The organism is Paraburkholderia sp. BL6669N2 (assembly GCF_003387275.1).
Classification (GTDB): Bacteria; Pseudomonadota; Gammaproteobacteria; order Burkholderiales; family Burkholderiaceae; genus Paraburkholderia.
On the sequence record NZ_QUNA01000003.1, the window covers coordinates 81,881 to 98,090 of the forward strand.

Below are 16,210 nucleotides of genomic sequence, written 5' to 3' on the forward strand. Positions count from 1 at the left end.
TAGGAGGTCTTACTTGCTCCCAGACCGTCTTGATGAGCGCATCGCCGAAGCGATCAGCCACACGATTGCCGAGGAGCGCGCCACTGCAGATACCGCATCGCCAGCATGGCGGGCGCGTTGCGAGGTCGCCCAGGTCGCGAAGTACAGCGATCCGGACCGCCGCGTTTTTCTTTCCCACATAGCCGAGCGCCGCGGAGACGCGGCAGCACACGAACTGGAGCAGTCAGCCAGCGAGTTGCGCACCACGGCCATCTTTTTTCTAGCGAGAAAACTCTCATGAATGCCGTAGTCAATCTCGTCAATGGCCCTGCTCGCAGCGTCGTTGAGGAACGCGCGTTGCGGCCGCCCGTTATCGGGCATATCCGCCCGGGTATCAAGGTGCTCACTGCAAAGGCGCGAGGCAACGCCCAGGCGATCGGCATCTATAACGACATGGTCGCTCAAGGCCATCCGTTCGATGCGATAGCCAAAGTGATTGAATCGAAGTGCAATCTTAAAAACGCGCTCGTGCCGAAGAACACCGCATATTTCACCTGCCGCCGCTCGGACTTCAATAATCCGGACGTGGCCGACGAAATCCTCCGGCTCTACGGCGAGGACCGCGGTGACGGTGTGAAGCTCTACCGGTTTCCCGTACTGTTCGCGTTCAATGACTGGATGCAGAACCTGCCGAACCAGATGACCGTATACGGCACAAATGGTCGGAAGTTCTTCTCCCAGTATGAGCGCGATGGAATCCGCTACTGCATGACGTATGCAAAGATCGAGCGCGATCCGCGTGCACAACGTGCGGTCCGGCACTTCGGCGGACGCACCGTCATCCGTCGCCAGGATGAGGCGATTCCGGACGGCATCTGCGATCCGGAACAGTGCCCGCAGTATCAGGCGCGACACTGCAATCTGTCTGCAAGCTTCGTGTTCGCGGTGCCGGACATCAAGGGGCTCGGCCTGATTGAGTTGCCGACGAACTCGATCTACGTTCTGCAGAAGGCCTACTCGGCGATGCAGACGGTGCAGCTTGCTCGGGGCAAACTGGCGGGCACGCGATTCTGGATCACAAAACGTGAGTTCGACATTACGCGGATCAACGAGCACGGCGAGGCAGTGAGAGCGAGCCAGATGCTCACGGTACTCGATGCAGACATCGATATCGGTGCGTTGCTCGACGCAGCCGATGATGCGCCCTCCGCGCTGGAAACGGCGAGCCGGGCGGTAGCGCTGATCGAAGCAGGCGGCAATGTCGTGCGGCTCGGCGGCGAAGTCGATGCAGCGATCGGTAACGCGGTTGCTGACGGTGCCGTGATGGACATGTCTGGTGAGCCGGAAGCGGGTGCGGCTGTCGGTGCGACGGAAGGCGGCGCGGCCGAAGCTGCAGCGGCGGTTTCCACCGCGTCCCCTGTAGCGGGGCAAGGCACTGCGGCTACCACCGGTCCGTTGTTGCAACACGTGCTTGCCGCACAGCCGGCGACTGCCGGATCGACGGAAACGCTTGCAGATAAGCGCGACCGGATGTCCGACCTGCTGCAACGGCTTGGCCTGAGCGCGGAGGATCGCAAACAGGACTTCCGCGTCTACGCCCATACGAAGTTCGGGCGCGGCTGGATCGAGCGCGAGCAGGACGTTGACCAGATGAACGAGCGACTCGTGCAGGCACTGACCGACCGTGAAGCGTTCGATCGAGAGATCGTCGCGGCCAGACAACCGACGTTTCTCGACTGACCCGACGTTCCTTCAATCCTTGCCAGCCCTTCGGGGCTGGTTTCCTTCCCGTTTCGATTGCGAGAACATTTCAGCAAGCCCGCGTTTGCTCAAATGCTTTCGACCGCGCAACTGCGCATCGAAAAGAGCCCGCCCCGGCGGCCCATTTTCTGTCTGGTTTCAAGGAGTCGTCCTGTGCGCAAGATCGGCAATTTCACCGCGTTTTTTGGCGCGGACGATGTGTTCAGCAACTGGCATCCGTGCCAGTTCACCTATCACGACGTTGCGTTCACGAGCGTTGAACAGTTCATGATGTTCTCCAAAGCGAAGCTCTTCAGCGACGAGAAGTCGGCTGCAAGGATTCTCGCCACTCGCGATCCGATGACCCAGAAGATGATAGGCCGCAAGGTGGCCAGCTTTGATCAGAAAATCTGGGAAGCGAAGCGCGAGTCGATTGTCTTCGTGGGATGTCGCGAGAAGTTCGCGCAGAACCCGGGGCTCAGGTCCATCCTGCTCGCCACGGCGCCGACCGAACTTGTCGAAGCCAGTCCCTACGATCTCATCTGGGGCATCGGCATAGGCGAGCGCGACCCACGGCTGACTGACCGGTCGCAATGGCGTGGACAGAACCTGCTCGGCATCACGCTGATGCGGGTACGCGATGCGCTCGCTATGAACTGATCATCCTTTCTTCACACCCTCGCGGGTGTTCATCCATGAGGCTGCCTTCGGGCGGCCTTTGTGTTTTTTACGGAGGCGAATTTGAAACTCGCTCATTTTTCTGACTTGCATTACGCGCCGGACAATCTTGCCGAGTCCGAGCGCTGCTTCAGCTTTGCGGTGGGTGACGCGATCGCGAGCGGCGCACAGGTGGGTGTCATTTCCGGCGATTCGACCGATCATCGGCTCGACGCTCATGCGCCGTCCCTGCACGCGCTTGCTACCCAGGTGCACCGGCTCGCTGACGCGATGCCCGTACTGATGCTGCAAGGCACCTTCTCTCACGAACCTCCGGGCACGCTCGACAACTTTGCATTGATGGGCGGCGCTCATCAGGTGCACATTGCCGATCGTGTTTCGCAGGTCGCGCTCATCGACGGTCGATTCTGGGCCTCGGCGGGCCCGGTATTCTCGGACGACGAGTTGGGCCATTTCATCGGCGTGAAGCCCGAAGTCGTGTTCACTTGCCTTCCGACGGTCAACAAGGGCCAACTGGCAGCGAGCGTTGGCGCGCTCGCAGCCGGTACGGAACTGGGCGATGTGCTTGCCGCATATCTGGCGGCGGCAGGCCGCGTGAACACGCAGCTTCGCGCGGCGGGTATCCCGACGGTGGGTGTCTCGCACGGCACCGTCAATGGCTGCACGACCGAGCATGGTGTGGTGATGGCAGGCTTTGACCATGAGTTCTCGCTCACGGCGCTCTTCGAGGCCGAATGCGATGGGTTCATGCTCGGCCATATCCACAAGGCGCAGCAGTGGGCGCGTGAGGGAAGACTGGTCGCGTATCCCGGCTCGATTGGCCGGTTTCATTACGGCGAAGAGGGCGAGAAGGGTTATCTCGCGTGGGATGTGCGACCTGGTGAGGCGAGAGCAACGCTCATCGCGACGCCGTCACGGCAGATGGTCTGTGTCGATTTCGACGGGCCGCCCGATATGGCGCGTCTCGCTGAAATCGCTGCCGACGCGACTGACAAGTTCGTGCGTGTGCGCTGGCAGGTCGACGAGGAGCATCGGCAGGGCGTGGATCGTGAAGCGATCAAGGCACTGTTTGCCGGTGCCGCGGGCCTGAAGGTCGAATCGCGGGTGCTGCCTGTCGTGCGCAGCCGTGCACAGGGCATCAGTCTGGAGACGACGGTCGACGGAAAGCTCGCACGTTGGGCTGAGTTGGCAGCCGTCGATGCCGATCCGCTGCAGGAGCGTTTGCAGCTGCTTGTCTCGGGTGAGGTGGAGGCGATTGCAGCCGGCGTTCTGGCGCGCATCGACTCACAGCCGGGTGAGCGGTCTGATTCGCAGACTCTTGCGACTGTGCTGTCGCATCCCGCGGCCGCTGCGGTCACTGCGGTGACTCCGGATGCGCTGGCAGCTTCGGGCACAGCATTGACGCCTGCCGGCGCTCAGCCTTCAACGCTGGACTGGCTCAATGATGATCTTTTCGCGGCATAGCCGCCATGTAGCGGGAGCGGCCTGCAAGGCGCTCCCGCGCGGAACACGAGTCGTGTTCCGGTAACACGTTGCTCGCGTGCTACCGGAACAGGATTTACCCGCGTCGCTGACGCATCGATCGCAGTTCGCTGCATCCATTTTTTTCTTTTAACCCTGGCGGGGAATCATCCCCCAGGGGATGCACTCCGCCGATTTTTCTTCGGAGTGTCCTCATGTTTGGTCTTTATCCCGCCGGCGCCAGATGGGTCCGGCACTTTTCGGCAGCACGTGCGCCTCGCGACATCCAGAAGGTCCTCACGGTCCACGCCGGATTCAGCGCAGGCATTTTCCATCAGCCCTTCGGTGAGAGCCGCGGCGCGGTAATCGCGCAGAAGGGTCGTTTGCTGGTACTCGCCGAACGCATTGATTCGGTCAGTGCCGATCTGGCGCTGGTGCCGGACGTGCAGATGCAGAACCTGCTGTGGTCGTTCAACAGCGGTTATGCGAATCAGTGGGGCTCCCGCGAGCTCCGCGTGCTGACCGGTTATGACAATTGGGATGCATTGCTGCGGCAGGCAAGCGCCGATTACGCGCAGACCTGCGACCTCGTTGAGGAAGCTGTCTCGGGCGCGCTTGAAGCGAAGGCGGCAGAGAAGCTTGCCGCCGAGCAGCTGCCCGCTGAAAAGCCGGCTGCGGCACTGGCGTCGGCCGCGTCGCGCACTGCGGCAGACCCTGTCGTGGGCACCATGTACGCCAACGAGGACGATGTGCCGTGGCTGCCGTCGGACTACCTCTTCGATGCACCGCATCCGGAGGTCGCCTCATGCGCCCACTGAAGCTCACCCTGACGGGTTTCATTGGCGTGCGCGACGGCATGAAGCGAGAGAGCGTCTCACTCGATCTCGCGTCGCTGCCAGCGGGCCTTATCGCGTTGACGGGTCCAAACGGTGCGGGGAAATCCACAATTATGGATAACCTGCATCCGTACCGGATCATGCCTTCGCGGGCAACGAAGCTTTCTGTCGACGGTTTCTCGTACTGGGACCACCTGTACGGATCGCAAGCGTTCAAGGAGTTCGAATGGGAGCACGGCGGTGTCCACTACCGCTCTTCGTTTGCATTCCGCAAACCGGGAAAAACCGGCAAGGCTGAGTATTTCCTTGCATGGTGCGACCCGAGCGGCACATGGCAACCGATGCAGACCGGAGACGGCACTGTGTCAGACGGGAAAGCCGAAACCTACGATGCGTGTGTAGCGTCCGTATGCGGCTCGCTGGAGTCATTTTTCACCAGCGTCTTTTCCGCGCAGAACCGTCGACCGCTCGCGTCCTATGGCGCAAGTGAAATCAAGGGGCTGCTCGCGGAGCTTCTGCATATCGACCATCTGCGCGCGCTGTCGGCGAAAGCCGGCGACGTCGTGAAGGTTCTCGGCCGCGCGCTCGATGCTACGCACCAGCAGCTTGTTGCCCTCGGGGCGAAGCGCGACCGTGTTGTGCAGATTGATCAGGCCATCGCTTCAGATGTCCAGTCACTCGTCGCGGCTCGGGAGAGCCGGGAGGCACTCAATGCGAGCGCAGTCAAACTGAGCGATCAGCGCGCAGTTCTGGTTGCGAAACAGACTGCGAACGTGGATGCGCAAGCCCGGTTGAGGGAGCTGGCCGGACGACGCAGTCAGATCGCGTCGTCACTGCAAGCACTGGCGAATGACGGCGTGGCTGACGATCGCCGCTTTGCGCAGCGACTGTCGGCCTTACGCGAGTCGATTGCCGGTCACAACGCGGTGATTGGGCAGCGTGATGCCATCCTTGGTGCTACCGCTGCACGCGATGGTGCCCAGGCACGTCTGGCGGCCCTTGAGACGCGTGTCGAGCCAATGCAGCAGGCCATCGCGGCACTGGAAGGCAAGCAGCTTGAACTGACCGCGGCCACTTCGCGCATCAACGGGCTGACGTCCGAGGGTGAGTCGAAGGCGTCGTTGCTCAAGTCTCTGGAACAGCAGGCTAGCGTGATTGCTGCCGTTCCCTGTGCGGGTCACGCGATGCATAACACGTGCCCTCTGCTTGCCCAGGCGCGTGAGGCCAATGCGAAGGTTCCCGAGCAGCGCATCTCGCTTAACAACCTCCGTGTTGCGTTTCGCACGAGCCGCGAAGCGGTGGACCGTCTGACGCCCGAAGTGCAGCAGCTTGCTACGCGGCGCGCCGAACTGAAGACGCTGTCCGACCAGATATCGGCCACACGAGGCGAACTGCAGGCGGCAGTCGATCTTGCTGCGCGCAAGCCATTACTTGATGCAGCAACCGAAGGCGTTCGCAAGGCCAGTGAAGAACTGACCGCTGTGGAAGCCGAGGCGAAAGCTGTTCGCGAGCGACGACAGGTCCAGCAGGACAGCCTGTCGTTGCAGGTGAGCGAGCTCGACGCAGAAGTCGCGCGGCTCGGTGTCGAGGATGTGACCGCTGCCATTGCTGATCTGGACCGGCAACTGACGCAGTGTCGCGACGGCATCACCGCCGCCGATGCGCGGATCGAATCGCTGATCCGTTCACAGGCAACGCGTGAAGTCGAGCGGCAGGCCATCGCGAAAGAGCTGGCGGGATTCGACGCGACGCAGTCGCGTGCGAACCGCATCTCCGATGAGATCGCCAGCTGGAAGCTGCTTGCGAAGGGTCTGGGCAATGAAGGTGTGATTGCCCTGACGATCGACGATGCAGGCCCGGCGCTGACGAAGATGGTGAACGACCTGTTGCTTGCCTGTTATGGCATGCGCTTCACGGTCGAGATCCAGACTCAACGTGCACTGGCAAGCGGCGAACTGCGCGAGGGATTTGAAATCCTCGTGCACGACGCCGATATCGACAGCACCAAGGCAGTGACGGTGATGTCGGGTGGCCAGAAGGTCTGGATCAACGAATGCCTGACGCGCGGCATTGCGTTGTATCTGGCCAGTAACGCGGGTCAGCCGTATCAGACGCTGTTCAGCGATGAGTCCGACGGTCCGCTGGATCCGCAGCGCAAGCTGCAGTTCATGCGGATGAAGCGGGAGGTATTGCGGCAGGGCGACTATGAGCGGGAGTTTTTCATCTCGCAAACGCCGGACCTGGTTGCGGAAGCTGACGCCGTTATCGACGTAGAGGCGCTTGCCGTTTGAGCGTCAATTTATCTTTCAACCCTGTGGGGATCGCTCCCCACAGGGGCGTCCCCTCGCCATTTTTTCAACGAGGACCGCCATGAAACAGAAGTACGACATGTATGCACGAACCGGCGCGGTCATCGTCGCCGTTCGGCCTGCAATGCAACGCACGGGCACTGTCCACACCTACGTCCTGAACGGCACGCTCCTGCGTGACGTCCTCGCCGGCGGCAAGTGGGTAACGCACCACGCCAGCATCTCTCTCGAATCGCGGGCCGCGTAAGCGGCTCTCCTTTTCATACCGGGTTCATTAAATGCAAAACCTGATGATGCTGCTTCTGGCAGCAGGCAGTTCGACGCTGTGTGCCTGCACGATTCAACCGCAAGCCCAGCCTCAGCCGTCGAGGCACGTATCGACGATTGTCATCCAGCAGCCGCGAGGAGAGCCGGGCGACTTCATTCTCTGCAACGATGGTCGCGTGCTGGTTTTTCCGGTCGCGCATCCGAAAACCTGTTCCTGATCCGCAAGGCCTCGACCTCGAAAGAGTGTCGGGGCCTTTCGCATGGAGAGCCTTCATGAAAAAGCAGATCACTACCGCCGCTGCAATTGGCGCGTTGCTTGCCGTTGCATGCCTGTTCTGGGAGCAGCAGTCGGCGGCCGCTTTGTCCGCCACGGCACACAGAGCGACACGCACATCTGGCGCGAGTGCGTCGCCGTTCGACCGGCGACTGAAAGTAGCCGTGTCCACGGGCACGCGACGCGACTCGCGTCACGGCGACTGTGTGCCGACCTAACCTCTGACGCATCTTTTACTCACCCGCCGGGGCAAGCCCCCGGACGGGGAGCCTGCCCCGGCAATCCTCTTGTGGAGCGGGCCAAATGACTTACTCTTGCACTGATTTTTCAGACGACGTGATGCGGTGTCTCGCCGATTCCGGCGCAATCGCAGCCGCCGACATTCCGGAGAACGACCTGGGCGCCGCCGCGGATCTGGCGATGGCGGCCATCGTGACGATGCATCGCGCGAGCCTGTCTTCGAGTTTCGTCCGTGAGCTTCTGGACGAAGTTGAAACTCTTGGCACCGTAGCCGAAGAACATGGCACCGGAGCGCTCGCTTTTCTGTTCTACCTCCAGGCCGCGATTCTTAACGACGCATTTGTCGAGGCGCGGAATCACGATGACGCAGGTCTGCTTGCCCTCATCAGGCGTCTTCCGTCAGGCGTCACCTGGATGAAGCATATCCGGGTCGTGGAGTCGTCCTAGCCTGCATTTATACCCCTACGGGATCACGCTCCCGTAGGGGCGTGCTTCCGTTTACAACGGAGCATTCGATGTTCGACGAAATCATGACAAAGATCGAGGCGGCGATTGCCGTGCTCGTTGGACTTATCAAGGCAGGCCATCCCCTGTGTGGAACCGCGAGCGGGAAGGACTCGACCTGTGCGGTCATACTGATGCTCGAAGCCGTTCGCCGCGTCAAGGCAGAGAATGTGCATCAGCCCGCTCACTATGTGTCGACCGCAAATACCACAATTGAAAACGTCAGCCTGGCCCGGCACATTGAAACGATGCTTGAGGAGATCGATAACTTTGCCGCGGACCAGATGCTGGACGTCACGACGCACGTCGCTACGCCGTCACTCGCCATGCAGTTTGTGGTGTCGACGATCGGGCGCGGAACGCTGGTCCGCACTCCCGAGAACGGGGTGCGTAACGGCAAGCGCACGAGAGCCTGCGCGATCGACTGGAAGCTGATCCCTCAAGGGAGACTACGCTCGCTGCTCGAGCGCGAGTCCACGGCGCGCGGTGACCGGGAGATCATCACGGTCCTTGGCAACCGCACGGCCGAAAGTACATCGCGAGGCGCGGCCATGCTTGCTCGCGGTGAGAGCGCCATTGCTCCGGTGCGCGATGCGCGGGGCGCGCTGGCAATCTCTCCACTGCGCGACTGGTCGGTGGACGACGTGTGGACCATGCTGACGCTTTTTGCCGGCGAGTCGAAGCGCCCGTTTCCCTGCGCATTCTCCGAGCGCTCTATCGAACGCCTTTCCGATCTGTATCGGGCCGGTAACGATGGAATGTGCGGCGTGATCCTTGGCGAGGATGGCCAACGTGCTGCCTGCGGTTCGCGCTTCGTTATCTGTCTGCACTGGATGTGTGACTACTTCCTCTCTTTTGGCCGCGGAAATAGTACTGTCAAGATCGTGTGTCTATATAGCTGGTATGGCCAAAAGACCTCGACCGTTCGCTAAACCGGGCGCTGTGACCGTTCAGACGCCTACGAAGCCGGCTCTGACCGCCGCTGCGCTTCCCAACGATCCCGTCAGCCTGGCTGAGCGTCGGGAAGCGCGCAATCGCCTGCCAGACTTTAGCTCGGTGGAGCTCGTGATGCGGTACGAGACACATAATCCTCAGAAGCCAGTCTTCGACCGCGATCTTTCCGCGCTCGCCGATGCATATCCGCGCCATCGCTTTTTGATCCAGCAGTTGCTCGTCGGCGCCAGCCTGCACTTCGCGCGGAAGCCCCGCTCGTTCCAGTCTTACCAATCGTCGCATCTCGGCATCGAAAACTTCATCGCGTTTCTTAATAGCGACGAGCCGCTGACGAGCAATCCGAGTAGCACGGCAGACCTCAGCTATGCCACCGGGCGCCTTTTCCATGCGTGGCTGATCCGAAAGCATCCCGGCCGGGCAAACAACCGCAAGCTCTATGGCAACCTTCGTAGCGCCATTTTTTCACTCCAGAAGAAGCATGGCGGATCTTCCGTCGTCGGCCCAGTGATCGAGTGGCCGCCCGGCCCGCGCACGACCGAACAAGTATCCGAAAGCTATTCGGGAGCTACGCTCAATGCCTTGGTTGGTGCGTGCCTGGAGGATATCAAGTACGTCATCGGCAAGATGTCGACATTCCCTGCGCAAGTTGGCGAAGCCGCGCCGTTTGTGGACAACGACGGCGTACTGGTCAATGTTCGCTCAAGCCGGTACCGCGCGAAATCGCTCTTAACCGCCGTTGAGTCGGATTGGCGCGCGATGGCCACGGCGCTCACGATGTACCCGGCCTGGCCGGTTGGCATGCCACTTGAGGAAGCGTCCATGACCTTCTCCGTGGAGGATCGGCGCGCCGGATACCAGGGGATGCAATCCGCCCATGAGCGCGCGCGCCGGGTAATGGGGGCAATGTCTTTCGGCCCGCCGGGTAAGGAGATGAGCCACGGCCAGAACGCCTATTTCAGCCACTTCACCTTCTCGGCCGCATCGCTCTATCCATTCATCCTCTTCGTGCAGATTAACACCGGATGGAACCTGGAATCCGTGCTGTCGCTCAGCCTGCCGCTTGACGGCCATATTGAGCCTGACCTTATGGATGAGCAATACTGCATTGTCTACAGTAGCAAGCACCGAACCGAGAAAGCGGTCTCGCACCGAACGAACAAAAAGTCGCCCTACGGCGTCTATCGGGTACTAAAGTTTGTCGAGAAGATGGTCTCCCGACAGTCGCCCTCGCCGCACTTCCTGCCGGGCCAGCTTTGGCAGTTCCTGCCGATCAAGAATCTGTGGATGAAGACGGGGACCATGCTGACGACCGTCACAGGCGGTGCGATCTCGCTGTACAGCGCCACATTCCTCGCGCGGCATGAAATCCCGGTAAACACCGGGGCCAAGACCCCCGCGCTCGAATCCCGTCGCCTGCGTACCACAGTGCAGACCAAGCGGCGACAGCAGGGCTTGACCATTGATCAGATGCAGGGGCTGCAAGGCCATGCCGACATTGACACGACATCCGTCCATTACGACGACGATGCCGGCGCCGCGGAACTGAAGAATCAGCAGATCAGGAAGTTGCAGGAGCGGCATGCCGCAGACTTCCACAACTACCACGCGCAGCTTGCACAGAGCGCGACACTGCGAGAACTGCGGGAAGCCCTGCGAGGCATTAGCCAGGTAGGCAGCAGGATCTACGCCTCGGGCGCGCAGACGATCCCCTGGAACTCACTCAAGATCAGGTCACACACCTGATGTCCCCTGCCGGCCAGACCTACATTGCGGCATGCACAAACGCCTTGGCGCCCACCTGGCCAGGCGCAGAGAAGTTCGTTGGCGCTGGCGAGCGGTGCCGGTTCTTCAACCGTTGCTCCATGTGTGACAAGGCGATCATCTTCAAGGAAGCATTACCATGGGTCGCGCGTCGAATCCATGACCTCGATGACCTTCGCTTGATTATTCCGACGCCGGAGTGGGCCATCAATTACGAGGATGAGCGTGCCGGCTGGCAATGGGTGCTAGACAACTGGAGCAATCGGAAGGAAGTCTCTGAGAGCGAGGTTTTGGCGAGGACCGACGCGTACATTCTGCCGCGCATAATGCGAGGTGCCGCATGACCAAATGGATGGTCTCGCATGAAGACATCGAAGCTGCGCTCAAGGATGTTGAAGACTCGCTGATTCAGGAAGATGCCGAAGAGGACGCGCTGCTGGTGCAAGCCGGTGCCGACGCCGCTGGCGTTTTCGGTGATGGCGACGAAAGTGAGGGGCCTGACGATGTGCGTGTCGGGCTCATGTCGTTGGCCGACATCCCCGTCGAAGAATGGGATTCCATTGCCGTTTCTCCTCTAACCATGTTCGGCGATGGCCTCTGGGACTTTACGTGCTACCCACATGTCGCGGCCAAGGGCGCTAGGCTGAACTTTGATTACGTGAATGCGCTTGACTTCAACATAACGACCCAACGCTTCGTTCATTGGTTGCGCATCTCCAAGGCGTTGCTCTTCTATCAAGTCCCGCATTTCGCGGTCTCCGTATGGATTCGCTCCTATGGGGCCATGGCGACGCGCAAGACACGACTGGCAAGACTATTCCATTTGTTCGATGAGGAATTCCTGTATCTCGGAGGGCCAGGCGACACAGGGTTCAGAACAATCAACGATCTGTCGGTCCAGACTGTCCTGGCGTTCATCGAGAATCTGCCGACACCGGGTGCCAAGTGGGAGATGGCGTGGACCCTCCGGTATTGGAGGAAGCTTTCTGTCTCCAGCATGTTGCCACCGCAATATGCCATCCATGACGAGTACGTCGACAAGGCGACGGTTGGCCGCTATCGGGAAGCCTACGACAACGCATCCACCCCATTTAGCCCGATTCCACTCGACGACTATGCTGAGGTGGTGGACCATTGTCTGCGCTGGGTCAATGACTACGGCGACGATGTCCTTTGGCTCTTCCGGACTTTTTTTCGGTCCGTGGTGGGCGAGCAGGCGGCGAAGTTGCGTCAAGATAGCCTATCGGTAAATTCGCGGGACGGACTGGCAGTATTCGCTGCCTACGCGCCTGCTCTCGTGGATGGAATACCTTGGTGGCCGCTCGGCATCACGACCAAGCGCAGCGATGGCACCGACTACCTCGATCCGCACCGGATCATGCACATCGTCGCCTCGTTCGTGGACGCCTGTTGCACCCTAATCCTGGCGACAACCGGAATGCGCCGGTCAGAGGTATCGAATCTTCGCTCCGGCTGCGTGAGCAGGACGGCGGAAGGTCCCTGGCTGAGCTTCACCGTATTTAAGACTTCGCATGCCAGCCAGGGTGACGCCAAGGTCATTCCCATTCCGGAGCCGACGGCAAGGGCCATTGAACTGCTGGAGGCGTTGTCCCAGGAAGCGCGGATGTATGGCGGCCTCGATTACCTGTTCGCCGTCGTAGCAGGGCATCACTTCGGCAATCGTGCGCACCTTGCGTATCCGGAACGAGCGGTGAAGCGCGTCGCCCGCATAACCGGGATCGATGCCTCGATCCATCCGCACCGCTTCCGCAAGTCGCTGGCGATGTACTTGATCTACCAAGACCCGCGCAACATTGAACTGATCCGGCAATTGTTCTCGCACAAGAGCCTGAAGATGACGTTGCGGTATATCCTCGCCCTTCCGGGCGTGCATACGGAGATCAAGCAAATCATCATCGACCAAAACGTCGCTCTTTTGACGGAGGTTGTTGGGGCCGTGTTCAATAACAAGATCGGTGGTGTCGCCGGCCTGCGTGCCCGGAAGACCATCGAAGAATCGGCGATATTCAAGGCCAAGCTGCAGGATGCTGGCAAGGAGACGCTGGTTCAGTATGTTGAGTCGATGCTAGACCAAGGCATCTCCATCCTTCATCGCACAAATCTAGCGATCTGCATGAAGACCCCAGCGGCGGCGGAGCCTTCACCGTGCGGGCACAGGTTCCTCGCGGAAGCGACCGAACTGCATCCGACGCTGTACGCCTGCGATCCCCTGAACTGTCGCTTCGCTGTCTTCACGGAGAAACACATCCCAGTCCTCGAAAACGAGATCGTGTTCCACCACAAGCTTGTCGCGCATCCGTACGCCGGCGAGCAGCAGAAGGCTTTCTCGGAGCGGGTCATCAAGCACGCCTTTGCTCGCTTGCGCGAGATCGACAGTGACCATGCAGACGATTTCCTCAGAAAAGTGGCCAATGGCTAAGCGGGACGTTCTGAATCACGTCTATGCGTGCATCGGGACGATGCGTTCCCGCGGCGACAAGCTCAACGTCCAGAAAGTGGCGGTGGCGGCCGGGGTCGCCAGAGCTACCCTCTACCTGCCCGACCCGGATTGGCAGGAGGTCCGCGAGGTCATCAAAGGCAAACCATCGTTACGGGTAAAGCTCGTCGAGATCGAGGTCACCGAGGCGTCGAGAGTCAAGCGGAAGGCGGCCGAACTCCACGAGCGCGTGGCGAGCGCCGAAGGTGAAATACAGGCGATCAGGAAGGACGCGGAGAGGATCTACCGCAAGCTAGTCGATCAGCTCCAGTACTATGTGGCGCTGGCCGCCGAGACGCCGGCCAAAACGGCCAATAGGGCGAAGCAACTCAAGGAGGCCGGTCACGACAAGCAGGAAATCAAGCGGCTCCGGGCGGAGGTTGCCATGCTGCAACACCAGGTGCGTGCTGCACCCGCAGAACCAGCGGCATTGACCACCAAGCGATATATCACTTTGCCGACGTCAAGTTCCTGGGCCGACACCCTGGCGTCGTTCATGGACCAACTGGCCGAGGTCATACCAGATGACCCAGTCGCCAAGACTATCGGCGCGGTCTATGTCTTGTGCGGTCTGCCGATGGCCGGGAAAACCCCCTGGGCCACCGGGCATAAGTCCGGGGTTTCCGGGGTCACGCTTTACGTCGACGGCACCGCGCACACGGCGGAGCAACGCCGTTTTATCGCGGACCGGCTGCGCAAGCTCACGAAGGCGCCGATCCATTGCGTTCGGCTACGCGCCGATGGCCCGACTTGCGTTGCCCGCAGCGGCCGAAAGCACCGTGGCGCGGCCCACATCGAGGTGCAGGATGCCATCGAGAAGATCGCGGCAGAGTTCGAGGAAGTATCCTTGATCGAGGCCTTCAATTCTATCGTGCTGGCGTGATGCTATGACAAAGCTCGAAAGGCTCGATGCGTTCTTTGCCGCCAGAGAGGAGGCCGGGGACTGGCGACAATACCTCAACAAGGCGGGCACCCAGATCAGCCGCCATGCTGTGGTTGAAGGTTGCCAGTTCCCTCGGAGCACCTTGTATCAAGCCCCCGCCGTCAAGATGCGGCTGGCGAAGATGGAGGCGAACCTGAGGCAGCGGGGAATCGTTAAAGCGCCCGGCGCTGAAGAGCCGTCAGCACCAGAGTTCGACGGTGAGGCGGACAAACAGCTCGACGCGCTGAATGCCCGCATGGACACCCTGCTGGGAGGTATTCAGGAGATGCGGGCATTAATTGCCTCCTTCGCAGCAGATGAGGTGTCGGCGTCATGAGCATAATGCAGTTTGCAAACGGCCTGACGAGTCATCCTGCCTACAAGCGTTCACGGGTTGCCATCTTCTTCGACAACGATCACGGACTTCTCGAAGAGCCCACGCGCTGGATGATGGCGGTCGCCAAGCGGAAATCCAGGAGCATCGAGACTAGCCGCAACTATGCGCACATCCTGGCGCGCTACTTCGACTGGCTAGACCACCAAGGCTACGGCTGCGCAGTTTGGCAGTCCATCGACGAAGACATCTTCGATGCCTATCTGGCCCATCTGGCCCAGCCTCGAGAGGACGGCAGCACCATTGCCTACGATACGGCGCTGCATTATGCCTATCGGATTTACGACTTCTACAGTTGGGCGAAGAGGAATGGCTACGAGCATTCCCTGGAAGTGGACCGGGACGAGATTGAGCATCGTCTCGCTGCTAACCAACACCTGCTGGGACACATCAAGCCCTCCGTCAGTGTCGCGAAGGTCAACTTCAACCTGCCCACCGGACGGCCGGCATTGCATCACCGCGAGTTGGACAAATTCGTCACACAGTCCGACTACGAGGCGGCGCTGGGACTGTTCGACGACCCGGTGTATGCGATTGTTGCGACGATCATTCGCATTACGGCGGTGCGCCCCAAGGACTTGCTCCAGCTTCCGTATCGTGGCAAGGGCGTCAACGCCGACTTCGTGCCCTACGACGAGGGCGAAGCGCCACCGGACCTTGGCCGACGATCCTTGCATTACGAGTTCGCGTCGAAGGGCAGGGTGCGTTCGATCGAGTTTCCGGGGAAGCTGTGGGAAACCATCTGTCACGCCTATATCCCGCTTCGCCGCGAGCGTGCGGAGTTGTATCGGGAGCGCACGAAGATTTCCCCACCGAACTCCGTCCTGTTTCTTAACAAGGCGGGCTACGCTGTGACCTATCAGATGCTTTACCGCGAGTTCGCCAGGATTCCGTTGCTCGCTGCGGAAGCGCCTGAAGCTGGATTCAAGGGGCGCCGTTTCACGGCCTGCATGCTTCGGCATTCCTGCGCCACCTACTTCGTCTATGAAGCGCTCAAACAGAAGGGGCGCCTCCAACAGCATTTCGTCTACGACGCGGCGTTGGATGAGGAACTCCGCAGGCTCATGGGCCACAAGGACATCAAAACTACGCTCGAATACTACGTGCATCTGGTGAATCGGTTCATCCACGACGATCTGCTGGTCGATCTTAAACGCGCACAGGTGGACGCTAGCCTAAATGCGCTGCTGGAGCACCACGAATACGAAGCGAGAGGTGAGCGAGAGCTTGGATGAGCGCGACATCGACGTCAGAAATCTTCAGCGGTTCCCGCAAAGACGGATCCCAACACCAGACCAACAAAAAAAATCGTACCGACTGGAAAACGCTGTAGCTGTGGCTCAACGAAAACGATTGCCGAGGTAGCAACAGCCGTCCACCGGCGCACTCTCAGC

17 protein-coding genes are annotated in these 16,210 nt (G+C 60.4%); all 17 read left to right on the plus strand.

Going from position 1 to position 16,210, the window contains the following annotated elements:
• Window positions 1-13 precede the first annotated feature (13 nt).
• The gene (locus tag B0G80_RS44255; protein WP_116124046.1) at window positions 14-280 is read left to right on the plus strand and encodes a hypothetical protein; all 267 of its coding nucleotides are present in this window, start codon (window positions 14-16) and stop codon (window positions 278-280) included.
• Window positions 277-1,719, plus strand: coding sequence for a hypothetical protein (locus B0G80_RS44260; RefSeq protein ID WP_116124047.1), 1,443 nt, complete (start codon window positions 277-279; stop codon window positions 1,717-1,719). The genes B0G80_RS44255 and B0G80_RS44260 overlap by 4 nt, the downstream gene beginning before the upstream one ends.
• Before the next feature lie 174 nt (window positions 1,720-1,893).
• Complete coding sequence (locus B0G80_RS44265; protein WP_116124048.1) at window positions 1,894-2,379, plus strand: NADAR family protein; 486 nt, start codon at window positions 1,894-1,896, stop codon at window positions 2,377-2,379.
• A gap of 81 nt (window positions 2,380-2,460) precedes the next feature.
• A complete protein-coding gene (locus tag B0G80_RS44270) occupies window positions 2,461-3,861 on the plus strand; it encodes a metallophosphatase family protein (protein WP_116124165.1) in 1,401 nt (466 codons plus the stop codon).
• A gap of 380 nt (window positions 3,862-4,241) precedes the next feature.
• Entirely contained in the window at window positions 4,242-4,676 is a 435-nt protein-coding gene (locus tag B0G80_RS44275; RefSeq protein WP_258879283.1) for a hypothetical protein, read from the plus strand.
• Window positions 4,664-6,985 carry an SMC family ATPase gene (locus B0G80_RS44280; RefSeq protein ID WP_116124050.1) on the plus strand — a complete coding sequence of 774 codons (2,322 nt, stop codon included), beginning with the start codon at window positions 4,664-4,666 and terminating at the stop codon, window positions 6,983-6,985. Before B0G80_RS44275 ends, B0G80_RS44280 begins: the two co-directional genes overlap by 13 nt.
• A 79-nt stretch (window positions 6,986-7,064) precedes the next feature.
• Window positions 7,065-7,250, plus strand: a complete 186-nt coding sequence (locus B0G80_RS44285) for a hypothetical protein (protein WP_116124051.1) — start codon at window positions 7,065-7,067, stop codon at window positions 7,248-7,250.
• 43 nt (window positions 7,251-7,293) lie between these two features.
• Complete coding sequence (locus tag B0G80_RS44290) at window positions 7,294-7,488, plus strand: hypothetical protein (protein ID WP_258879284.1); 195 nt, start codon at window positions 7,294-7,296, stop codon at window positions 7,486-7,488.
• A 55-nt stretch (window positions 7,489-7,543) separates the two neighbouring features.
• The gene (locus tag B0G80_RS44295) at window positions 7,544-7,762 is read left to right on the plus strand and encodes a hypothetical protein (RefSeq protein ID WP_116124052.1); all 219 of its coding nucleotides are present in this window, start codon (window positions 7,544-7,546) and stop codon (window positions 7,760-7,762) included.
• Between the two features lie 85 nt (window positions 7,763-7,847).
• On the plus strand, window positions 7,848-8,231 hold the full coding sequence (locus B0G80_RS44300) for a hypothetical protein (protein WP_116124053.1): 384 nt from the start codon (window positions 7,848-7,850) through the stop codon (window positions 8,229-8,231).
• Between the two features lie 68 nt (window positions 8,232-8,299).
• Complete coding sequence (locus tag B0G80_RS44305) at window positions 8,300-9,220, plus strand: hypothetical protein (protein ID WP_258879285.1); 921 nt, start codon at window positions 8,300-8,302, stop codon at window positions 9,218-9,220.
• A gap of 10 nt (window positions 9,221-9,230) precedes the next feature.
• Window positions 9,231-10,985, plus strand: coding sequence for a hypothetical protein (locus B0G80_RS44310; RefSeq protein ID WP_147310011.1), 1,755 nt, complete (start codon window positions 9,231-9,233; stop codon window positions 10,983-10,985).
• Entirely contained in the window at window positions 10,985-11,347 is a 363-nt protein-coding gene (locus B0G80_RS44315; RefSeq protein ID WP_116124055.1) for a hypothetical protein, read from the plus strand. Before B0G80_RS44310 ends, B0G80_RS44315 begins: the two co-directional genes overlap by 1 nt.
• Window positions 11,344-13,443 carry a site-specific integrase gene (locus tag B0G80_RS44320; RefSeq protein ID WP_116124056.1) on the plus strand — a complete coding sequence of 700 codons (2,100 nt, stop codon included), beginning with the start codon at window positions 11,344-11,346 and terminating at the stop codon, window positions 13,441-13,443. The genes B0G80_RS44315 and B0G80_RS44320 overlap by 4 nt, the downstream gene beginning before the upstream one ends.
• Window positions 13,406-14,383: a hypothetical protein gene (locus tag B0G80_RS44325; RefSeq protein ID WP_147310012.1), complete on the plus strand. Its 978-nt coding sequence runs from the start codon at window positions 13,406-13,408 to the stop codon at window positions 14,381-14,383. The genes B0G80_RS44320 and B0G80_RS44325 overlap by 38 nt, the downstream gene beginning before the upstream one ends.
• A 4-nt stretch (window positions 14,384-14,387) precedes the next feature.
• A complete protein-coding gene (locus B0G80_RS44330; protein WP_116124058.1) occupies window positions 14,388-14,759 on the plus strand; it encodes a hypothetical protein in 372 nt (123 codons plus the stop codon).
• Window positions 14,756-16,051: a site-specific integrase gene (locus tag B0G80_RS44335; protein WP_181920234.1), complete on the plus strand. Its 1,296-nt coding sequence runs from the start codon at window positions 14,756-14,758 to the stop codon at window positions 16,049-16,051. Before B0G80_RS44330 ends, B0G80_RS44335 begins: the two co-directional genes overlap by 4 nt.
• Window positions 16,052-16,210: the final 159 nt, after the last annotated feature.